The sequence below is a fragment of the Wolbachia endosymbiont of Dirofilaria (Dirofilaria) immitis genome, assembly GCF_013365455.1.
GTDB lineage: Bacteria > Pseudomonadota > Alphaproteobacteria > Rickettsiales > Anaplasmataceae > Wolbachia.
Window position 1 is genome coordinate 231,313 of the sequence record NZ_CP046578.1, and the last position, 22,433, is coordinate 253,745.

Genomic DNA, 22,433 nt, shown 5'->3' on the forward strand with positions numbered 1-22,433 from the left:
TTAGCTGTGTAAACTCTAACTATGTCAAGAGAAAATAAACAGCTATTATTTTTTTAGTAATTAAGTAGAATAGAACGAAAAATTGTGAAGGAAGATTTGAAAGATAAGATAAAAAAAATAGTAATTTCAGGAAAGGAAGTATGGCCAATCATTGAGGGTGGTAAAGGTATTGCAATTAGTGACGGGAGATCAAGTGGGGCATTTGCTGCAGCAGGTGCTGTTGGTACATTTTCTGGTGCAAATGCTAAGCTTATTGATGATAATGGTGAGTTGATACCGCTGATTTATAAGGGTAAAACAAGAAATGAAAAACATGAAGAGTTGATTGAATATAGCATTGAAGCTGGAATCAGTCAGGCAAAAATAGCTAATGAAATATCGCAAGGCTGTGGAAGAATACACATGAATGTGTTGTGGGAGATGGGGGCAGCAGAACGTGTGCTTCATGGGATATTAGAAAAGGCGAGAGGTTTAGTGCATGGTATTACCTGCGGTGCTGGTATGCCTTACAGGCTTGGAGAAATTGCAGCTAAATATCAGGTTTATTATTATCCTATTATTTCATCAGTACGTGCTTTTAAAGCATTATGGAAGCGCGCTTACCAAAAAGTATCTTCTTTTTTGCTTGGTGGAGTAGTGTATGAGGATCCATGGCTTGCTGGTGGGCATAATGGGCTCAGTAATAGTGAAGATCCAACGTTGCCACAAGCTCCATTTAAAAGGGTTGCAGAACTTAGATCTTTCATGAGTGAGGTTGGCCTTTCTGAAGCGCCAATTGTTATGGCAGGAGGGGTGTGGCATTTAAAAGATTGGGAACACTGGTTTGATAATTTGCAAATTGGACCAATAGCTTTTCAGTTTGGTACTCGTCCGCTTTTGACTAAGGAAAGTCCAATTTCTGTGAAGTGGAAAAATAAATTATTAACTTTAGAAGAGGGTGATGTGGTTTTAAATAAGTTTAGCCCAACAGGATTTTACTCATCTGCAGTGAAAAATAACTTTATACGTGAATTGCAGGAACGAAACTTACGTCAAGTGAAATTTTCAGAGAATGCCAGCAAAGAATTTAATAGTGAATTTGCAGTTGGTGCAAGAGGTAGAAAGGTCTATCTAACTGCAGAGGATAAAAGACTGGTAAATACGTGGACTAAAGCAGGGTATACAGAAGTAATGAAAACTCCAGATACAACTATTATTTTTGTAACACCAGATAAATTTGCAGAGATAAGGCAGGATCAAATTAATTGTATGGGATGTTTGAGTCATTGTCTGTTTAGTAATTGGAAAGATCGTGGTAACCATTCGACAGGTCGGAAGCCAGATCCACGAAGTTTCTGTATACAAAAGACGCTGCAAAGCGTTATGCGTGATGGTGATATTGAAAATGAACTTGTGTTTTCTGGGCATAATGTATACAAATTTAAGCAAGATCCATTTTACAAGAATGGTTATATACCAACAGTAAGAGAATTAGTGGAAAGAATGCTAACTGGATATTGAATTATATTCAAGCTGATAAAATAATGTTGATTTATTGAAGTGAGTGCTTATTAATTTAGGGAGGTGCTTGTAGTGGTGAACAACAGTACTTTAAAGAGGTGTATATTAACCTATATGAAAAAGTTCAGTAGTAGTGATAGTGTTCAAGAATTTTTGTAATTGTGGCGATGTATAAGACATTATAGATTAGAATAAATAAGAGGTTTTTAAAGGTTTATGTGAATAATTTACTGTGCAGGTCTAAATTCAATTAATGGGTTCAATATGAAAAACGGAAATGATCAACATGACGCTAGGAATAGCAGGTACCTTAAAAGTTTTTGGATTATATATGTGCTCAAATGATAATGGTTTAGGTTTTTGAAGTTTTTTTATTATTATGTATGTTAATACTTTGCTTGTGTGGTCACATTACTAATGTGATAGATTTGACTATGGTAATAACAACTGTTAAAGCAAAAAGGATAAAAAAATCTGAAAAGACAATAGAGAGTTATTAGCTTTAGGTACTAGTGGCTGTAGTTGATGTATTGCTTTCTGTGCCTTTGTATGTTGTTTCTGTTCTAATAATCAAGAAGTTAAAAAATCAGAAAAGATAAATTCACTAATAGTGAACTTTAGGTATTAAAGAATGTAAAAATTGTAATTGCATTATTTTTTAGCAGCTATGATGCCAGGTTAGGCTATTTAGTTTAACTTCACTAGTGGTTTTACTTTTAAAGTGAACCGAGATAAAGGAATAAAGATATTATAAGAGCGCTAAAGAAGTGATAGAAAGCTATAAAATAGGGTCTAATTGTGAATTACTCATCCTTATTCTCTTACTATCCCTAAGCTTTTTTCCTGCTGGCAGTAGCTAAATTTCTTCTGGTCAGTTTCTATAATTGTAATGTAATAGAACAAGGATCTAAAAATTATGGTAAGTAAGCTTATTTTAGGCCTAGAGCTGTATAAACATTTTGATTTTAGTCTACGGAGAGCTGCTATTTAAGTAGCAGATACTGAGAGATCTAAAAAAAAGAAATGTAGGTTCTAATATTACGTACTGGAGTGCGTGCCGTTTAGTGTGGAAATAAATATTCTTTTATAATTGTGTAATAATAAATGTTAAGAAATTTCTTAAAATAGAAAAAGGTAGAAGGAGTCCTATGATAAATGGTTGTTTGCTCTGGTCCTACAGATTAGTATTTTATACTATTTTTAATAACTATAGGTATGTTCTCGTCTTGAGAGCTTTAGATCATTTAGTAGGGTTAATAAAAGTACGGGATACATGTGGTGTAAAGATTGGATATGAGATACTAGCTGTGCAGTACTTTTATCATTGACCTGTATAGGTTGGAGGTAACTAAATAACTTCAGTATCATGATGAAAGTAGTTAGTAAAGATTATTGAGTTGTTTTATAGTCAAGCTTGAATTGCTAAAGGTTATGAAATGTTTGTGAAGTTATTGTGCATGAAAGTTTTATTTACTCTACAACATGCTTACTTATAATAATGTTGATGTAGAAATGAATGGAGGAGATATTGAAAAAAAAAGGCTATAATGTTAGAAAATTGAAAGGAAATTTTTTAGAACAAGCAATTAGAGTAAATCATGCTGGGGAATATGGAGCTGTTTGTATTTATTCTGGTCAAAAATTTATTCTTAAAGGATCTTCTATAATCAGCAAAATAATTGAGATGGAAGAACAAGAAAAGAAGCATTTTCGCTATTTTAGTGAAAAAATTAAAGAACAAAAAATTCGTCCTACTATTTTATTACCAATTTGGCATGTATTAGGAGTGTCGCTTGGTGTTGTAACAGCCATTATGGGCAAAAAAGCTGCTATGGCTTGTACTGCTGCAGTTGAGGAAGTGATCGAAGAGCACTACAAAGAGCAAGTTTTGCATTTAGAAAATGGAGAATTAAAGGAAACTATAAGTAAATTTCGTGATGAAGAGCTAGAACATAGGGATATTGCAATTGAATACAACGCTAAAAACGCATTTTGTTATAATGTCTTATCTTTATTTATAAAAACAAGTTGTAAAGCTGCTATTTATTTATCTAAGTTAATTTGACTAATTTTCAAGTAAATTTTTGTTTGCTGGTATAATATAGCAACTGGTGGTATATATTGTATAATGTTTACTCTTAGTAAAAATTAGTCTATGGATTTGAGTAAAATAACTGTAACATCGGATATAGTAAATGTAATAATTGAAATAGGTGCAAACGCTAAACCTGTAAAGTATGAGTTTAATAAGGAAATTGGATTATTACAAGTTGACAGATTTTTATCTACTGCAATGTCCTACCCTTGTAATTATGGATTTGTGCCAAATACCTGTGCAGGTGATGGTGATCCTGTAGATGCTTTGGTGTTAACTCAATATCCCTTAGCATCTGGTGTTTTAATATCAGTGCGTCTAATAGGTGCTCTGCTTACTAAGGATGAAAAAGGAGAAGATGAGAAAGTGCTAGCTATACCTGTTTCTAGTGTTGATAGTTATTATGATAATGTGAAAAATTATTCTGATCTACCTAAAAGCCTGCTAGATAAAATTGCTCATTTCTTTTTACATTATAAAGACCTAGAGGAGAGAAAAACAGTAATAGTTGGAGAATGGGTCGGTATGGAAGAAGCTAAAAAGATCATTGGAAATGCTGTTAGGTAAGGCTTTGCTTTTTATATAATTGATTTTCTGCTGTTAGTGTAAAGTGTTGCTATTTAAAAGCGTTAGACAGGTTGTGAAGTCTTAGTATTATAGTATAGTGTAAACTTGGAGCTTAAGGTTTGGAGAGGTGGCCGAGCGGCTAAAGGCGGCGGTTTGCTAAACCGTTATATGATTAAAAAGTCATATCGAGGGTTCGAATCCCTCTCTCTCCGTGTACTATTGACATAATAAATAATTGGCTATGTTAATCTATTTTTATCATTATTTGTATGTGGCAGTTAGATTGTATTGTTTGTTAATGGAGAAAAGCTATGGGATTGAGTAAGTTGGAACTGGAAGGGATAATTAGTTCAGTGAATAGTAAAATTGGATTAAATAGTAGTAATATAATTGGAAAAATATAAAGGCTTGCTTATATATTAAAAAGCGGGAGAAAGAGTAGTTTGATATGAATCACCTGTTTTGCTGTACAAAATAACTAACTTAATGAATACTATGAGAAAGTTATATTTATACACACGACTACTATAGTTGGTGCTACAAATTTAGTAAGAGCTTTATTAGAGGTAGAAGGAGTAGTGTTGATCTAAGGTATGAAAACAGAAGAATTATAATTGTTATACAAGATTTTAGAAGAAGAAAACCTAAAGAGAATATGATAATGAGCAGGTTAGAATAATATGGCGTTTAATTTTGCATTATTTGTGTAGGCATTTTATGCAAAGTAGATATTCTGTACGTCTTAATAACCATTCATCTCTACATGCTTGTTTTTTGTTATAGATTAATTATTTGATTGTAGTATCATTTTAGTTAAACTTATGCTTAGGATATTTATGAAGTCTGTTTTATGCTTTGCGTTAATATTTGGTGTATTTGGGTTGACAAGCCTATTTGCTGTAGAGCAGCTTGAGGAAAAAAAAGTTGATGCAGATAGATTAATTAGTCCTATACATGAAGATGTAGGTATAGAAAAGGATCTAAAGCAAGATTTACCAGAGAGCGTGACCCAACAAGGTAACGATCTAGAATCTTTCGAAAGCGAAGTTGGTGGATTGAGTGTTGAAAAGATACAAAATAACGAAGCTAGAAAAGCGGAGAGTAAAGAAGAGCTACAACGTGATAGGAATGAGGCTTCTGTAGTTGAAAAGGCTGTGAATGAAGTAGGGGAGAATAATAAAGATTTACAGGATTTTAGCAATAATCTGTTAAGGGAAGATAAAAATGAGGTAGCTCTAAATTTACCAAGTGTAGTCGATAGGGAAGTTAACAGAAATTTTATTTTTCCTCCAGGTACTGGTTTAAGTGGAAACGTAACTGATCTACAAGTTAATAGAAAAGTTGATGTTGAGAAGAATAAGCGTTTGAAAAATAATATAAATAAGTTATTAGAAGAAAGAAAGTTAGAAGGCCAAGTTAGAAAAGAGAGAGTGAAAAAATTAGCTGAAGGCTGTAATATAGGAGAACCTATCATTAAAAAGGATGAGAAAGGTGAACGAGAGGAAGAGAGTAGTTTACAAAGGTGGGCAAGGTTAAACAAAGAACCAGTAAAAGAATGGCATTATAAAAATGCACAAGATAAGTTGATATATAAGCGGCAATATGATACTCTTAATGAGCATCTTCCAACAACTGTATTTATTGGTGACTATAGTAAGCAGCTTTTTTATTGTATCAAAAAGGGTAACTTGATTTGCTTGAGAGGAATAATAAGTAAATTAGAAAAGCTTGGATTAACAGTTCAAGAGGTACTGAAGTTTAGAAATAAACTTGGAGATACCCCTTTAATTTATGCAGTTAAGCAAGGTGAGATAGATGTAGTGCGTTTTCTCTTGTTACAAGGTGCTGATACTAGAGCGGTCAATCATAGTCTCAAATCTTCTATTGATATAGCAATTGAAAAAGAACGGATTGATATGGTAAATGCAATTGCTGAAATGATGCCGTGTTTTTTGGAACATAAAGAAGTAGACAGTTAAGAAAGTCTAGAGATATATAATTAGACTATGAAGATAAAGGAAGGTAATGAATTGGAATGTGATGGTTAGATTGTTGGTATTGATTTTGGCTGGTCATTTGTGTTATGGAAATGAGGGAAACAATAAAAAATATCTGGTCAGTGATTTTTTGAACGCTTTGCATAAGGTGAAATATCTATCTTATAATAAGGAGAGCTTTGCTAAATTTCTGGTGAAGTGCCACAGAGAAGGTTTACCGGAAGATTTTGGAAAAGGTTTTGGTTCTGCTTTAAATGGAGCTAATTTTAGTCGATTGTACCTGAATAGATCCGTTTTTGATGGAGTCAGTTTAATTGGTGCTGATTTTTCTCATGCTGACTTATCAGGTGTATCATTTGTTAATGCTGATTTGCGTGGGGCTAATTTTTCTCATGCTGATTTACGAGGTGTAAGAATAGAAGGTGCAAACTTGAGTTTTGCAAAATTTGTTTCTGCAAATTTGACGGATGTTACATTTAGTCAGTCTGATATTAGTTATGCTGAGTTTATTAACTCTGATCTCAAAGGAGTGAGAATGCACAACATAACTGGATTACATACTAATTTCTCAAATATAAAAATGAATCTTTCTAGCTTATTGGACTCAAATGTTAATTATGTAAACTTTAGTGATAGTGAAATAGATAATACTGTTGTGCAAAGGAGCAGTCTTGATAACGCGGATTTTTTTGGAATGGATTCATATAAATTAAAAGTGCAATTTTCCTCATTGGAGAACGCTAATGTATATGGTGCGGAAATAAAGGAATCAGATTTTACGGGTAGTAATCTTTCTAATGTTTACCTTAATTCTTCTATTATAATCGATAGTAACTTTAATATGACTAATTTGAGCAATGCACAAATTTCCTATGTAAGTAGTGATGGTTCGAGTTTTGTCCGATCCATACTGAATGGTTCTAAGATAAAACATTTGTATGCTTCTGATATTACTCTCTGGGATGCTGATTTATCTAATATTGATTTTAGTTCTAGTGAACTACATCAAGTTAATGTTTCTGATTCTGATATTCGTCACGGGAAATTTGATAGTACTAAAGTTGCAAATTCTAACATGAGCGGCTCGTTTTTTGACTATTCATTATTTACCTCTGCAGAGGTAAATAATACAGACCTTTCTGCAGTTTCAATGTACAAGGTTAAAGTACAAGGTTCTCAAATTTATAACAGTAAACTCTCTTTCCATAGCATTGATTCTAGTGAAATAGAGTACTCAATATTTTTTAATTCAATAGCAGATAGCTCAAGCTGGTTTAATCTGAAAGTAACTAATTCAAATTTTGTTAAGAATAATTTTGAATCTTCTTTGCTTCGCGATAATGCTTTTAAGAAAACAGGCTTTTTTCTTAGTAATTTTGGTAATTCGACAATTGATAATACATCTTTCCATTCTTCAAGCATATACAAAGGTTCAGTTACTGATGTTCACTTAGTAGATTGTAATTTTGACCATTCAATTTTAATTGATAACGAAGGGCAGGAAAAGCTTGCAGGTTTAGAAAGTGCTATAACCTCGATTAAGGATTTACAAGAAGAGATATTACGGAATAAAAGATTTGATGTAAATTATGCCTACTTTGAGTTCAAAGACATGAATCTAAAGAATGCTGATTTTTCTGGTTCGATGTTGAGTAGAGCAAAGTTTATAAATGTTAATTTGGATAAGGCAACCCTTGAAAAAACTGATTTACGCTATGCTGTTTTTCATAATTCTTCTCTAATTGGTACTAATTTATTGGATTCTAACTTAGATCATTCCAGCTTTTTAAAATCTGATTTGAAGGGTGCTATATTGAGAGGTTCAGAGTTTAGTAAATGAGGAACTTTATGATATTCTTGTTGAATTTCTTTTTTTTAAAGAAAGAATGACTATAAGAGATGATGGTATATTATTAGTTTTATCTTCTCCTTCTGGAACTGGAAAAACTACTATACTAGAGAAGTTGCTTGATCAATCAACTAACTTAGTTAGGTCTGTTTCTGTAACTACGCGTAAACCTCGTTCTGGTGAAATAAATGGAAAAGACTATTTTTTTGTTACGGAGGAGAGGTTTCACGAGTTATGCGAAGCTGGTCAAATGCTTGAATACGCTAAGGTTTTTGAAAATTTCTATGGTATACCAAAAGATTTTATAAAGCAAAATCTAAGCAGTGGGGTAAGTGTTTTACTTAGTATAGATTGGCAAGGAGCGTTTCATTTATTTAAACTTATGAGAGAAAAAGTTGTGAGCGTTTTTATACTTCCTCCTTCGATGGAAGAGCTTAGGCTGCGTTTGCGAAAACGTAATGCTGATACTATAGATGAAATAGAGTATAGACTAGCTGAAGCTCAAAAAGAGATGAGTAAACGAAGTGAATATGATTATATAATAATCAATAATGATATTGATAGAAGTGTGGAAGAGGTAAATTCTATATTGAAGAAAGAAAAGCTTAGAAGATCGAAAAAGAGGCTAAGCTAGCAGGTTTATTAAATATATTTTTTAGTTAATCTTCAATGTTATATATATTCTTTTCTTTTTCTAATTTCTCTTGCTCTTCAATACAATATATAGCTAGCGGATTGGCTTTAAGTCTTTCAGCTCCTATTTCTTCTCCTGTTCCTTCACAATAGCCGTAGGTACCCAACTTTATTTTTTTTAATGCCTCCTTGATTCTTTCTTTTCTCTCTTTTCTGCGCTTAATTAATTTTTCGTTTCCACTATCTTCATCAGTATGGTATACACTTTCTTCTAATTCTTGCTTCTCCATTTCAGCAAGCATTGATTGTAACTTTAAACTGAAATATTCCAACTGCTTCACGTTCATGTATTCTTCGTCCTCTGAAGGAATATAATCTTCTGGTAATTTTATTTTTGGTAACTCTTTCATAATTATATTATTTATTAAATAATAAAATTTGTATAATTTATGAATAAGAAATTATACTATCTCAAAGTAAACATCATAATTTATAATAAATATTTAAAAGCCTAATATGATCAGTTCAATAAAAAAGTTGGTGATAAGTAATAGTGATTTTATCTATATAATATGTACATTTATTGTTATGTTAAGCTTATCTTCATTTACACTTGGAAATAACAGTGAACAAGAAATCATGTTGGCATTAATATGGATATGTGCTACATTTGCTCTGCAAATTTCTACAGGTAATTTATTTGCTTCTGATTACCATGATGGAATATTGGAACAAATTTTCATACAGCCACTTTCCTCTAAGTTTATCATTGCTTATAAGATTTTTGCTCACTGGATATTGTTTGGGGTACCGATTTCAGTAATTTCCTCCATATTTAATTTTGTAATTCTAGATAATGGTATTGAATATTCAATAATAACTGGTTTATCTTTATTACTCAATATGTTAATAGTAATTAACATTTCAGCTACTGGAAGTGCATTAATGATTGGTCGAAATAACTTAACATCAGGAATGCCACAAATTCTTGTTTTGCCAGTTATAATGCCAGCTTTTGTGTACTTTAAATTACTGATTCAGTTTGAAGGTTTATCTTTGAATGCTCATATATTACTTATTACTGCTTTAGTTTTTACCATTCTGTTGGTTAATAGTGCTATAGCTACCCATATGGCATTAAAATTTGCTGTAGAGCAGGATTAGGAAGCTTGTTGTTACTCTATAGAAGGTCCACTACTGGTAAAGTCTAAACTTATTAAATATATTTCTGTAGATTCAGATCTGCTTGATCTTGGTTTGAAGTATTTTGCTGTTTTAAACATTTTTTTTAACTCATTACAAAAATCCCTATCAGATTCTCCTTGGAAGATTTTTACTACAAACTTACCACCATAATTTAGGAAATGCTTTGCAAGGTTCAGTGCTGCTTTGCATAAAAGCATAATTCTGATATGGTCCAATGATTTTATGCCACAAGATTTTGGAGCCATATCAGATAAAATTACGTCAAACTTCTGACCTTTAAATTTTTCCTTTAAAATTTCAAGATCGTTTATAATATCGTATTGCATATGTTCCACTCCATTGATTAAATTTACTGGCCTTATGTCAATTGCAACTACATTAGCTCCTTTCTGAGATGCAACTTGTGACCACCCACCAGGAGAAGCACCAAGATCAATAATTTTTTGCCCTTTTTGGAATAATTTAAACTTATTATCTATTTCTATCAACTTATATGCTGAGCGCGACCTGTAACCATCCTTACTAGTTTTTTGTACATACTTATCATTTAAATGACGATATAACCACCTAGTTGAAGATAATTTTCGACCTCTAGCTGTCTTTATTCTAGTTTTTATTGTTGATACCTGTAAGAATCACTTTATTGATTATAACTTTTAGCTCTTTTTTGACTACTTCTTTCGCTAGTGTATACAAGTACTTATTTAGTTATTCTAGTAACTTGGGTTTTAGAAGAGATATAACTTATAACTCTTTAATGTTAGGTTTGTTTTGCTACTTTTTAAGTAGCTCTTTAATCTCTTCTATATTAAAACTAACCAGTTATTATTTTGTGCTTGTGAATTTTTGTTATCTATTTCATTATTACTAATTTTAGTATTATACTGCAGGCAAACGTCTTTTCCTTTTTTAAATCGTGATTATACTCATTGAGTTTAGTATTATTATAAATATTTCTTTGCTCTAGTTGTCATTATCGATATCTTTTCTCCTGTCATTTTCCTATTTTCCTCTTTGCTACCTTCTTCTAAATTTTCTGAATGTTTTTCTTAAAGGTGCAGAAAACATCATTATCTTCTTTCTCTAATTCTACTTTATTATCACATGCATTTTTATTAGGTGTAACTTTTTTTATGTTTCCCAGAATATCTTTTCAGACTGTTTTTCATTCACCGTCATAATGCTAATGCCATTAAATTTAGAGATTTATGCTGTTTATTGCAAAAAGCAACTTGTAAATGCTGATTATATAATTACCTTTTGCTTCAACTAAATCCGAACGTGCTTTTAATAATGTATCCTTAGTGTTCAAAAATTCAGTTGTGCTTTTTAAATTTAGGTTAACTTCTTGCTCGACCCCTTCCAGTGCTAGAGCTGCTGCTTTTTCAGCTTTTTGACTTGCTTTGATCATAGCTTTTGCTGTTAGAACGTTATTCCAAGCGTTTGTAACTTCTCTTTCTATATTTTTTACTGTCTCATAATAATCATAAACAGATTTTTTTGCATTCATTCTAGCTTTGCTTATATTAAAAGTATTAATTCCTCTTTTAAAGATTGGGACATCGAGAGTAAAGGTAATACTGGTAGTACCTAAAAGTGTATCAAGACTAACGCTTTCATTTAAATTTTTACTTGCATTGAGATTTAAGGAGGGTAGCCACTTAGAAGTTTCAGCAATTGCTGCCATTCTGGCTGCCCTTTTTTTATAAACTGCTGCTTTTAAAGATAAGTTATTGGTTTTTGCTAGCTGTAAACATTCGTTTAGTTCCGGAACATAGGGTAATTTATCATTAGCTTCAGAGAGTTCATTAGGATTCTCGCCAATTAAGTGAAAGTAAGCAATATTTGCTAATTTTAGCTTACCTTCAGCATCAACTCTTTCCAGCACTGAAGATGAAAATTTTGCTTTTGCTAGCAGAACTTCAGCGTTGGTAACCTCTCCAAGAGAAAGGCGCTTTTTTATTGAAGACAAGTTTTCTAAAGAAACACGTTCTTTATGCTCTTTCAATTTTAATATTGCTGTCCTTCTTAGGACATCAACGTATACTTTTACGGCGTTAAGTGCGACCTCTTGCTTTGATTGTTGAAACTGTATCTTTTCTGCTTTGAGAAGATGACTTGATTGGCTGAATGTGGCAAAAGCACTGCCACCGCCTATTATTCTTTGACTCAATGTTAGGCGTTTTCCAGGTAAATTATGTTTATTGTTATAAAGATTAAAATTACTATCAAAGTTATACTGCAAATTAATATCTGGCAAGAAACCAGCTAATCCGGAAGACTTTAGTTGTTTTTCTGCGCTTTTATATTGGTAGAATTGAGATTTTAGCTTTGAACTATTTTTAATGGCTTTACTTATAGCTTCTTCAATATCGATTGCATAGCAACTTGTAGTATTAAAAACGGCCATAAGTGTAATAATAATAAACTGAAACATTCTACTCCTATATCTGATATTAGGCTATGCAGCTAAGTTGTTAGCACAGATTGCTTTGATAATCAATAACTAATGTTGTTGACTTTGTTTCAGGGTTAGATATATCATGACATACTATTGTGAGTTAGAGTTATGAAGACTTTTTTTTTAAAAGAAAAACAAATCAATAAAAAGTGGTTTATTATAGATGCAGATAGGTTAACAGTAGGAAGACTTGCGGCATTTGTAGCAACACTATTGCGTGGAAAACATAAACCTGAATATACACCTCATATGGATTGTGGTGATAATATAATTATTATTAATGCAGAAAAGGTGTGTTTTACTGGAAAGAAGCTTAAAGAGAAAATTTACTATAAATATACAGGTTATCCTGGTGGTTTGAAAAAAACTACTCCAGATAATATTCTGAATGGTAAATTTCCTGAGCGTGTAATAGAAGTAGCAGTAAGAAGGATGCTTGATGATGGTCCCATGGCACGCAAACGTTTTAGAAATTTATATGTCTACTCTGGTCCAAAACATAAGCATCAAGGACAGCAACCTGAGAAGATAGATTTTGCTTCTTTAAATCGAAAGAATAGAAAATAATGGAGTAAAGATGCAAAATCGTGTGATAAATAAATCAAAAGGAGTAATTAAGCCAGTAATTGATTCACTAGGACGTTTATATGCTACGGGGCGAAGGAAGGAATCTGTAGCAAGAGTATGGGTAAAGCCAGGTAATGGAAAGTTTAGTGTTAATCGGAAAAATGAGTTATTCTCTTACTTTAAGAGGGAATCAGTATGCAAAACGGTAAGGATGCCACTTATTATAACGTCTGTGTTGGATAAATATGATATATTTGCAACTGTGAAAGGTGGAGGATTATCTAGTCAAGCTGGTGCTTTATCCCATGGGATAAGTAGAGCTTTAAGCAAAATAAGCCAAGGCTTACATTCCATGTTACGTAGTAAGGGGTTCTTGACGCGAGATTCACGTGTTGTTGAACGTAAGAAGTATGGTCAGCACAAAGCTCGTAAAAAATGCCAATTTTCTAAGAGGTAGTTATTCTTTAGCGATGCTTTTTGTAAGCGTTATACAAGTATTTGAGAAAGTGTATGATATACCCTAATTTCCGCGATAAATTTGGTTGACTATCAGTGTGAACTGAATATGCTGTTTGTGTAATTTTTTCAATATTAAGGTAATTTATGAGCAAGGAAAGTATAGTAAAACAAATGCATGAGGATTTGTCTAATCAGGGTATAGACATAACAATGTTAAATTTAGGCAAAATTTATGACGCGTGGATAAAAAGAATAAAAGGTGACTTAAAGAGGATAGGTAAGGTACGTCTACATAAGTTAGGTACATTATCTACTGCTGTAAGTCGGAAGAAACAATGTCGTAATCCTCAAAATGGTAGGATTATGACTGTTCCTGAGAAGATAAGAGTAAGATTTAAAGCAAGTCAGACCCTTTTAGGTCTTTTAAATGAAAAGGAAGAAGGAGTAGTTAGTTAGATATTATCATTTTCATTGTTTTTACTGTGCTGTGTAAGCTGTAAAATATAGCTTCACTGATTAAAAAGTGACCTATGTTGAGAGCTAAGATGTGAGGTATTTCTTTTATTCTTTTAGCATGTGTGCAGGTTATGCCATGTCCTGCATGGCACTCTATTTTTAGCTTATTTATATACTCTGCAGCGTGAGTGATTAATTGTAATTTTTCCTCTGATGAATTGTCGCAATAGTCTCCTGTGTGAATTTCTATTATATCAGGCTTTTTTTCTAGTTTCTCAAGGTATTTTAATTGATTGATGCTTGGATTGATAAACAGTGAAACCTTTATACCAGTGCTATGCATCTCTTTTATTATGCTAGAAAGTTTGTTATACATGTTAATTATATTTAGACCACCTTCTGTTGTTAATTCTTCTCTTTTTTCTGGTACAATATTAATTGAGTAGGGTTTTACCTTTTTTGCTATTTCAAGCATTTCTTCTGTGGCTGCAATTTCAAGATTGAGTTCAGTTTTAATGTTTTTTTTTAGGTTAAATACATCTTCATCCTTAATGTGTCTTCTGTCTTCTCGTAAGTGAACAGTGATAAAGTCTGCTCCAGCGTCAATAGCTATTTCTGCTGCTTTTAATAAATCTGGATAAGAAGTTCCTCGTACATTGCGAAGAGTTGCAACATGGTCGATGTTAACACCTAGTTTCATATCACCTCAAAAATTATTTATAGATTATACATAGTATTAGGTCTTTTACATAGTCATTATCTAACTGAGCAATGTCTAAGCTATTTAGTAATCTGTATAAGATTTGAGTAATATAAGTATTATGTAATTAACGTCTTATATTTAGTTTTTATATATTTACTTTATATTTTTATTAATTTTATCTAGGTTTCTAGCTTTTTTTAAGCTGAAGCACGCTTATGAAGGGCAGTGTAAATACAAATTACAGGGTCAGGGTAAATAATTATCTACTTCGTGTTTTTTTATTTTTTTCTGCTAATAAGTTTTCTAGCACTTAAGCTAAGGACCTCTGTTTATATTTTAAGAGTTGCGCTTGAATTGCAGCGTTTAGCCTAAAAAGGCACCAATACTAAAAATAGATACTGACAAGGTTTCTTTTGCCTTTTTTCACTTAGTAAACTTCTTGATATTTATGATCAAAGATCAGGTTTTAGGAGATCTAATAGATGGTATTATTTAATAATAAAGGATTATTTTCATTTTTTGAAAATAACATAAGTTAGAGTGACTGAGTTTATCAATAACTTTAAATTAGTTGTTATTCTGTTGTGTTAGGAGTGTTTTTATGTGAAAGATAATGTTTCTTTCATAAGTTAATTCTTATAAAATACAGTGAAAAACATTTTCGTTGTGATTAGAGTTTCTAGTATGTATATTAATAAACTTTTATTCAATAAGTAATGAAAATAGTGATTATCGTAGTGGTATTGTTGTGTAGCAGTTACACAATAGCGAGTGAACGAATAGATATAGTAGATAAAAGATTATCCCAAGGATGTGTGGCTCCAGTACTTGTAGAAAGTAGCATTGTTTTAGTAGATAAGCACGGTACTTTATATTCTTTTGATGTTAATAATTCAAGGGTTGTAAATTGGAAATTGCACCTTTCACGCAAGGAAAAAATTGGTAACATGAGCCTATCGCATCATGGAGGAAATATTTTTTTTATAGTAAATAACATTCTGTACGTAATAGATGCGAAAACTGGTGAGATTCAATGGAAAAAGGAACTGAGGGCTCCAGTAAGAGGGAAAGCAGTAGTAGTACATAACAAATTGATAGTGTTAACCATTGATAATTATCTATATGCTATTAATATGAAAGACGGTAGCCTAATTTGGGCCCACCAAAATGGAGTTAATGAGATTCGGGGTTTATACTCTATATCACCTGCAGTTTCTGATGATAAAATAATAGCACCGTTTTCAAATGGTGAACTAATAGCTTTCGATGAAGGTGGTAAAAAGTTATGGAGTCAGAAATTGGCTGCAAGCTTTTTAGATACACAGCTTACAGATGTAACTACCACACCAGGAATACTTGGTGATATTTTAATTGCTACAAATAGTTCTTATATTTATGGTATTGATGTAAAATCAGGAAATATTTTATGGTCAAAGCCGCTGCAAATAAAAAGTATATCAAATATTATATCATATTGTAATTCTCCTGTCTCTGCAAAGGAACGAGGAGCCAGTGGTAGGATTTTTATGATTACTCGAGATAATAGAATAATTGGTATTAATATCCAAAATGGAGAAACAGTCTGGACATTTGATTCAATAAAAAATACACAATTGTTTGCTTTAGTTATGCACGCCCATATGTTATGGGTAATAGGCAATAAAGGCTTAATGTTTGCTTTTTCTGAGTCTGAAAGTACAGGGAAGACAATTAAAATACCTGGTAATGTGTTTCATGCTCCAGTATTCGTTCGTGATAAGATATATATAACAACTGAAGGAAGTGGTGTTTTTTCTTTAGAAAATAGGTTTATTTTTTATGATGAATCATGATTTAATTGTTATAGGTGGTGGTCCAGGCGGTTATAAATGTGCCATTGTGGCTGCAAAGCTTGGGTTAAAGGTTGCCTGTATAGATAAAAATAGCATTTTTGGTGGCACATGTTTGCGAGTTGGGTGTATACCTTCTAAGGCATTGCTTTATTCTTCTTACCAATATGCCCACGCGAAAAACGATTTGTCAAAACTTGGCATAAAAGTCAAGGATGTGAGCTTTAATCTAGAAAAAATGTTAAAGTATAAGGATTTTAGAGTTGAGGAATTGGGGCAAGGGATAGGGTATCTTTTTAACCTTCATAAAATTACTAAAATCAATGGACTTGCGAAAATTACTTCTTTTGATCAAGGCAGCCTTGAAGTTTCGGTTGAAGGCAAGACGCTGAAAACAAAAAATATAGTAATTGCAACCGGTTCTGATGTTAATTCCTTGCCAAGAATTAGTATTGATGAGAAAAACATTATTTCATCTGCTGGTGCATTGTCTCTAACTGAAGTGCCAAGAAGGCTTGTTATAGTTGGAGCCGGAGCAATAGGACTTGAAATGTCTTCTATATGGAAAAGACTAGGGTCTGAAGTTACTATAGTGGAGTCTCTTGATAGGATTGCTACAGTGATGGATGTGGAATTGAGCAAGTCTCTATTTTTCAGTTTACAAAAACAGGGAATAGAGTTTTTACTTAGCACTAAAGTTGAGGAGATAAACCAAAGTAGTAATTCTTTAAGTTTGAAAATTTGTTCTATTCAAAATAGCCAAATAAGTACTATAGAGGCAGATAAGGTGCTTATTGCAGTAGGTCGTAAACCATATACTGATGGTCTTAATATTGACGGTAGAATAGAGAAGGATAGCCGTGGCTTTATTCGAGTTAACAATAGATATGAAACCAATATAAAAGGAATATTTGCTATTGGTGATGTAATTGGTGGGACAATGCTTGCTCATAAGGCGGAAGAGGAAGGAATGGCGGTTGCAGAAATAATAGCAGGTCAGTCACCTCATGTTGATTATGAAATTATGCCATCTGTCATTTATACCCATCCTGCAGTTTCTTCAATCGGCAAAACTGAAGAGGAACTCAAAAGAGCTGGTCAAAAGTATAAAATTGGTAAATGTCAATTTGCTGCAAACGGCAGGGCGAAAATTATTGATGATGCTGAAGGATTTGTAAAAGTACTAACTTGCAGTAGGACAGATACAATATTAGGTGTGCATATCATAGGGGCATATGCTGATACACTAATTAATGAAGCAGCAGTTGCAATGGCATATGGTGCAGCAGCAGAGGATATATATAGAATTTGTCACTCTCATCCTGATGTGAATGAAGCTTTCCGGGACGCATGCACTGATGCCTTCTTTAAGAAGTGACTGTGAACTTAGGTTCAATCATTAAGAATTGGCATGAGTGGCTGAAATGCAATAGGTCTTATTCACTTAACACCTTGGAATCGTATGTGAGAGACCTAAAAGATATGATGAATTTTCTTAGCACTCACATTGGAGGAGAAGCTAACATTGGCTCTTTGGAAAGATTGAGTGTGTTTGAGCTTAGAAGTTGGCTTAGCTTTCGTTATGCAAGAGGTGTGAATGCTAGGTCGAACGCTCGTGCATTGTCAGTAATCAGAAATTTTTTCAGGTACATAAAAAACAATTATGGAGTAAATAATGAGGACGTATTCTCCTTATCTAGACCAATTCAGAAAAGGACTTTACCAAAAGCATTATCAATATCTGACATAAAAACTTTAATAAAAGGAACGAGATTGTCTAATCTAGGTGAACCTTGGGTGGTAAAAAGAGAAATTGCGATTATTGTTCTACTGTATGGTGCAGGGTTAAGAATTAGTGAAGCATTGGATCTTAAGGTTGGTGATATCAATAGTAAAAGTTTAACAATTATAGGTAAAGGGAATAAACAAAGGCAGTTATTTATTCTTCCAGTAATAAAAAAGTGTATACAAGAGTATATGGAAGCTTGTCCTTATCTTAGTGTTAATAATGAAACGCAATATCTCTTTATGGGAATAAGAGGAAAAAAATTGAAAAGAACTTATTTCGCTAATCGTCTGCAAAAAATAAGAAGAATGTTAAGTTTGCCAGAAATCTTGTCCCCACATGCATTTCGCCATAGTTGTGCTACTCATTTGCTTCAAGAGAGCATTGACATAAGGTTAATACAGCAACTCCTTGGCCATTCAAATCTTGGAACTACTCAAATCTATACTTACCTAAATTATCAGGATATTTTTAATATGTATAAAGATACTCGGTGGAGTTTGGAAAAGAAATAAAAGAAACCTTGTAGCTCAAAAACTGTCAGTGGCACTGCTAGGTCTTACGTTTACTCATTTTATATAAAAAAGCATTCTATTTTAGAAAAAGAACCAATGCCAATGCTGTTAAGAGAGGTACTTATTTCTAGATAATTATTTTATGTTAAACATACACCAATAGTGCGTTCTTCACCTATAGCCCTTGCCTGCCAAATGTTTGTTCTATAGCATCTTCTTATGCACTAAGAGTTTAATACGCCTTTACTTATCAAAGCTCAGGTCGAGCAAGATTTTTCCAATGAACTCCTGCTCAATAAACTTTTTCCTAAATAACACTTTTGCTAGGCTAATCTTTCTATTGGGAAGAGTAGACAATAATTTTTCCCTTCTTGTTTAAATTCTAATTTTATTTGTGCTTAAATCCTCTTACAGTATAACTTTTAGAGCTTTCATTTTTGCAGTTTCTAATACCAGTTTTAATATCTGAGATGTATAAGTAATGTTTTTGCTATCTCTAGCTTTAGTTTGGTAGGCAATACATAAAAGCTGTATCTTCACATATGCTAGCTATTGGCCTGAACACTAAAAATATAATGTTGTGAAAGCCGTTAGTGTAACGTAGTGCTCTACAATATGTAACTTATTTACCTTTAGTACTAATATTGGATATCCTTTTCTCCAATGTAATAATTCGTCACTTACTACTGATGGTAATAGACGTTAAAAATGATTTCACATCTTCTAGTCAAACATGTTGTATTAGTAGTGCTTGGCCCTGCTCCTTTCATATGATTCTGTTTCTCTGATTGAAAAAAAGGATATTTTTTATATTAAGCATGTTGAGTCCCTCAATAATTTATTACTACTATACAGTAAAAAAAGAAAATAGTGATAAACTCCTCTTTCTTTTTAATGAAGAACTGCTTCTCACATTTCCTGTTTTTTAACTCTTTACGCTTATGCATTCTAGGAATTTTTCTGCATCAAGCGCAGCCATACACCCTGTGCCTGCTGCGACTACTGCCTGCCGGTACACCTTGTCTTGGACATCACCTGCAGCAAACACCCCTGCTCTGCTAGTTATAGTTGTACCAGGCCTTGTGATTACGTAGCCCTGCTGATCCATTTCAACAAAGCCTTTTAAAATACCTGTATTTGGTGTATGCCCAATTGCAATAAACACTCCATCTACTTTCAATTTTTGTATTTTGTTAGTCTCTGTTGATTTTATTATAATACCAGTAACTTTTTTTGGGTTTTCTTCTCCAAGAATTTGTTCTACAGTATGATTCCACATTACTTTTACCTTATCTTTTTTGAAGAGCCTGTCTTGCATTATCTTTTCTGCTCTTAATTTATTGCGCCTGTGTATTATTATAACTTCTTTGGCAAATTGGGTTAAAAATATTGCTTCTTCAGCAGAGGTATTCCCGCCACCAATCACAGCTACGACTTTATTTCTAAAGAATGCACCATCACAAGTTGCACAGGCTGAAACTCCATACCCTTGAAAATCTTTTTCACTCTTGAGACCAAGCCATTTAGCTTGTGCGCCAGATGCAATTATAACTGTACCTGAATAGTAACTATTAGTGTTACCAAAGGACTTAAATCTATATTCATTAGAGCCTTCAAGTTGTTCAATACTCTTTATTTCATCGTCTACTATTTTCGCACCAACTTTCTCTGCATGTAATCTTTTTTGCTCCATGAGCTTTGGTCCTTGTATTGAAATAAAGCCAGGATAATTTTCAACACCTGTAGTAATCATAAGCTGACCACCAGGTTGCATCCCTGTTACTACAATTGGCTCTAGATTTGCACGCGCTGCATATATAGCAGCAGCGTAACCAGCTACTCCAGATCCGATAATAAGAACTTTTGTATTAAATGGCTTCATCATAATTCTTCACTGTATGAATTTAAGTAGTCAGCTATACCTTCGTTACTTGCTTGTATTGCTGGCTTGCCTTTCTTCCACCCAGCTGGACATACTTCACCGTACTCTTTGTTATGCTTGACTGCGTCAATGATTCTAATGAATTCATTGATATTGCGTCCTAAAGGTAGATCATTTACAGATTGATGACGTATAATAAACTCATCATCAATAATAAAGGTAGCTCTCAGTGCAATTGAGTTATCGTATAATACTCCATAGTCTCTTGATATAGACTTTTTGATATCAGAAACCAAAGTATAGCTAACCTCTCCGATACCACCATCATTGACTAAAGTCTCTCGCCATTTACAATGTGAGAATTTTGAATCTACACTTACTCCTATGACTTCGGCACCACGTTTTGAAAAGTCCTCTATTTTATTACTAAATGATATCAATTCAGTTGGACAAACAAAAGTAAAATCGAGTGGATAGAAAAAAAGGACAGCGTATTTATCTTTTACATGCTTGCTTAGACAGAAATCATCAACTATTTCCCCATCAGAGAGAACAGCAGGGGCGATAAAATCAACAGCAGATTTTGTTACAAGATTCATAACTAACCTCTTTATTTTAAACAACTATAACTTTATAGCATGATGAATTTACATGCAAGTCTTCTTTTCTTAAGGATTTTTCTAATTAGTTATTCCTACTGGCCTGAAGTACACTTTAAGCTAATAATGGACCATCAGGCATATTACTAATTACATTGATTTGATTTAATATCTTGTTAGTAGGGTAAAAATAGTTTTTTATGAACTCTTTATATATAGCTGTCAGTTTATATATATCGTCTACTGACGCACATTCATTTACCTGGTGTGTAGTTTTATTAATCATACCAAATTCAATCACTGGACACACATTTTTGATAAACGCAGCATCAGACGTACCGCCGCTTGTGCTCATTACAGCATTAATATTGGTGACTTTATTTATTGCGTCAAGCATAATATCAGTGTTCCTATCAGGCATGGAAAGGAAAGCTCCCCTACTAATGTGAATAGAGAGTTTATAATCGTTAGTCACGCTAGAGCATATTTCATCGATTAATTTAAATAAAGTGTTAGGTGTTTGTATATCGTTATATCGAATATTGAAATTTGCAACTATTACATCGGGTATTATATTATTATTGTTGTTTCCGACATCAATAGTAGTAACCTCGCAGTTTGAAGGCTGAAAGTGTTTATTACCATTGTCAAAAGTAGTATTTCTTATTCTATTTAATATTGATATCATCTTATATATTGGATTATCAGCTAAATCTGGGTAAGCAACATGTCCTTGTTTTCCATAACAAATTAATTTGAATATTGCAGATCCTCTTCTGCCTATTTTTATGGTATCGCCTAGTTTTTCACTACTAGTTGGTTCGGCAATTACACAATAGTCTATCTTCTTTTGCTTACTTTCCATCCATTCTAAAACTGCTTTTGTTCCATATTCTTCCATACTTTCTTCAGCACTGGTAATCAATGTACTTATCGAACCATTAAACTGAAATTTTTCTACAACAAAATTTACCATAGCAGCAATAAATGCAGCTACTCCGCTTTTCATATCAGCTGCTCCTCTTCCATACAATATTCCGCCTCTGACTTTTGGATTAAATGGATCAGATATCCAATCTTTTAATTGACCTGGTGGTACAACATCAATATGTCCAGCAAAACATAAATTTGGTACTCCATTTATATATTTTGCATAGAGACTTTTAACTTTAGCTTTGTTATTACCGAACTCTAAAATCTTACACTTAAAGCCACTTTTCTTGAGAATTGCTGCTATATACTCTATTGCTCCATCGTCTTTTGGTGTTATACTCTTGAAAGAAATCAACTTCTTAGTTAGCTCTACAGGGTCAATCTTCATGTCAATCT

General features: G+C 32.8%; 20 protein-coding genes and 1 tRNA gene. 14 read left to right on the forward strand and 7 right to left on the reverse strand.

All coding sequences use genetic code 11. From position 1 onward, the window contains the following. Nucleotides 1-96 precede the first annotated feature (96 nt). The 7 genes from GOY12_RS00845 to gmk all read left to right on the forward strand — a co-directional run bounded on the left by GOY12_RS00845 (nt 97) and on the right by gmk (nt 8,642). The gene (locus tag GOY12_RS00845; RefSeq protein WP_175818693.1) at nt 97-1,500 is read left to right on the forward strand and encodes an NAD(P)H-dependent flavin oxidoreductase; all 1,404 of its coding nucleotides are present in this window, start codon (nt 97-99) and stop codon (nt 1,498-1,500) included. A 1,516-nt stretch (nt 1,501-3,016) separates the two neighbouring features. Beyond that, complete coding sequence (locus GOY12_RS00850; RefSeq protein ID WP_175818202.1) at nt 3,017-3,565, forward strand: demethoxyubiquinone hydroxylase family protein; 549 nt, start codon at nt 3,017-3,019, stop codon at nt 3,563-3,565. A gap of 90 nt (nt 3,566-3,655) precedes the next feature. Then, nucleotides 3,656-4,162, forward strand: coding sequence for an inorganic diphosphatase (gene ppa, locus GOY12_RS00855; RefSeq protein ID WP_175818203.1), 507 nt, complete (start codon nt 3,656-3,658; stop codon nt 4,160-4,162). 121 nt (nt 4,163-4,283) lie between these two features. Continuing rightward, nucleotides 4,284-4,374 (forward strand) — tRNA-Ser (locus GOY12_RS00860). Between the two features lie 624 nt (nt 4,375-4,998). Beyond that, on the forward strand, nt 4,999-6,141 hold the full coding sequence (locus GOY12_RS00865; RefSeq protein ID WP_369406211.1) for an ankyrin repeat domain-containing protein: 1,143 nt from the start codon (nt 4,999-5,001) through the stop codon (nt 6,139-6,141). A gap of 61 nt (nt 6,142-6,202) precedes the next feature. Next, complete coding sequence (locus tag GOY12_RS00870; protein ID WP_175818694.1) at nt 6,203-7,999, forward strand: pentapeptide repeat-containing protein; 1,797 nt, start codon at nt 6,203-6,205, stop codon at nt 7,997-7,999. Nucleotides 8,000-8,045: 46 nt separating this feature from the next. Beyond that, nucleotides 8,046-8,642 (forward strand): guanylate kinase, encoded by a 597-nt coding sequence (gene gmk / locus GOY12_RS00875; RefSeq protein ID WP_175818204.1) that lies wholly within the window; start codon nt 8,046-8,048, stop codon nt 8,640-8,642. 25 nt (nt 8,643-8,667) lie between these two features. On the opposite strand, the gene GOY12_RS00880 is transcribed toward gmk, so the two are convergent. Next, nucleotides 8,668-9,051, reverse strand: coding sequence for a TraR/DksA family transcriptional regulator (locus GOY12_RS00880; protein WP_175818205.1), 384 nt, complete (start codon nt 9,049-9,051; stop codon nt 8,668-8,670). Nucleotides 9,052-9,157: 106 nt separating this feature from the next. Here GOY12_RS00880 and GOY12_RS00885 point away from each other — a divergent pair, with 106 nt between their 5' ends. After that, nucleotides 9,158-9,805: a heme exporter protein CcmB gene (locus tag GOY12_RS00885; RefSeq protein ID WP_175818206.1), complete on the forward strand. Its 648-nt coding sequence runs from the start codon at nt 9,158-9,160 to the stop codon at nt 9,803-9,805. Nucleotides 9,806-9,816: 11 nt separating this feature from the next. Here GOY12_RS00885 and GOY12_RS00890 read toward each other — a convergent pair whose 3' ends face one another. Next, nucleotides 9,817-10,452: an RlmE family RNA methyltransferase gene (locus GOY12_RS00890; RefSeq protein ID WP_175818695.1), complete on the reverse strand. Its 636-nt coding sequence runs from the start codon at nt 10,450-10,452 to the stop codon at nt 9,817-9,819. A gap of 593 nt (nt 10,453-11,045) precedes the next feature. Continuing rightward, nucleotides 11,046-12,284: a TolC family protein gene (locus GOY12_RS00895; RefSeq protein WP_175818207.1), complete on the reverse strand. Its 1,239-nt coding sequence runs from the start codon at nt 12,282-12,284 to the stop codon at nt 11,046-11,048. Nucleotides 12,285-12,416: 132 nt separating this feature from the next. Between GOY12_RS00895 and rplM the strand changes: the two genes are divergently transcribed. The 3 genes from rplM to GOY12_RS00910 all read left to right on the forward strand — a co-directional run bounded on the left by rplM (nt 12,417) and on the right by GOY12_RS00910 (nt 13,790). Beyond that, nucleotides 12,417-12,875: a 50S ribosomal protein L13 gene (rplM, locus tag GOY12_RS00900; RefSeq protein WP_175818208.1), complete on the forward strand. Its 459-nt coding sequence runs from the start codon at nt 12,417-12,419 to the stop codon at nt 12,873-12,875. Nucleotides 12,876-12,885: 10 nt separating this feature from the next. Next, on the forward strand, nt 12,886-13,332 hold the full coding sequence (gene rpsI, locus GOY12_RS00905; protein WP_175818209.1) for a 30S ribosomal protein S9: 447 nt from the start codon (nt 12,886-12,888) through the stop codon (nt 13,330-13,332). A gap of 146 nt (nt 13,333-13,478) precedes the next feature. Beyond that, a complete protein-coding gene (locus GOY12_RS00910; protein ID WP_175818210.1) occupies nt 13,479-13,790 on the forward strand; it encodes an HU family DNA-binding protein in 312 nt (103 codons plus the stop codon). On the opposite strand, the gene GOY12_RS00915 is transcribed toward GOY12_RS00910, so the two are convergent. Beyond that, nucleotides 13,783-14,490, reverse strand: a complete 708-nt coding sequence (locus GOY12_RS00915; protein ID WP_175818211.1) for a pyridoxine 5'-phosphate synthase — start codon at nt 14,488-14,490, stop codon at nt 13,783-13,785. The genes GOY12_RS00910 and GOY12_RS00915 overlap by 8 nt on opposite strands. A 719-nt stretch (nt 14,491-15,209) precedes the next feature. Here GOY12_RS00915 and GOY12_RS00920 point away from each other — a divergent pair. From GOY12_RS00920 to GOY12_RS00930, 3 genes are read left to right on the forward strand one after another with little or no spacing between them, the layout of a single operon-like run. Next, entirely contained in the window at nt 15,210-16,325 is a 1,116-nt protein-coding gene (locus GOY12_RS00920; protein WP_175818212.1) for an outer membrane protein assembly factor BamB family protein, read from the forward strand. Further along, nucleotides 16,312-17,700 carry a dihydrolipoyl dehydrogenase gene (lpdA, locus tag GOY12_RS00925; protein WP_175818213.1) on the forward strand — a complete coding sequence of 463 codons (1,389 nt, stop codon included), beginning with the start codon at nt 16,312-16,314 and terminating at the stop codon, nt 17,698-17,700. The genes GOY12_RS00920 and lpdA overlap by 14 nt, the downstream gene beginning before the upstream one ends. Before the next feature lie 2 nt (nt 17,701-17,702). Next, nucleotides 17,703-18,623, forward strand: a complete 921-nt coding sequence (locus GOY12_RS00930; RefSeq protein WP_175818214.1) for a tyrosine-type recombinase/integrase — start codon at nt 17,703-17,705, stop codon at nt 18,621-18,623. 925 nt (nt 18,624-19,548) lie between these two features. Here GOY12_RS00930 and trxB read toward each other — a convergent pair. The 3 genes from trxB to dapE form a co-directional block, all read right to left on the reverse strand. Further along, complete coding sequence (gene trxB / locus GOY12_RS00935; RefSeq protein ID WP_246214392.1) at nt 19,549-20,508, reverse strand: thioredoxin-disulfide reductase; 960 nt, start codon at nt 20,506-20,508, stop codon at nt 19,549-19,551. Beyond that, on the reverse strand, nt 20,505-21,104 hold the full coding sequence (locus GOY12_RS00940) for a peroxiredoxin (RefSeq protein ID WP_175818215.1): 600 nt from the start codon (nt 21,102-21,104) through the stop codon (nt 20,505-20,507). Before GOY12_RS00940 ends, trxB begins: the two co-directional genes overlap by 4 nt. Before the next feature lie 115 nt (nt 21,105-21,219). Then, complete coding sequence (gene dapE, locus GOY12_RS00945) at nt 21,220-22,425, reverse strand: succinyl-diaminopimelate desuccinylase (protein WP_175818216.1); 1,206 nt, start codon at nt 22,423-22,425, stop codon at nt 21,220-21,222. Nucleotides 22,426-22,433 lie beyond the last annotated feature (8 nt).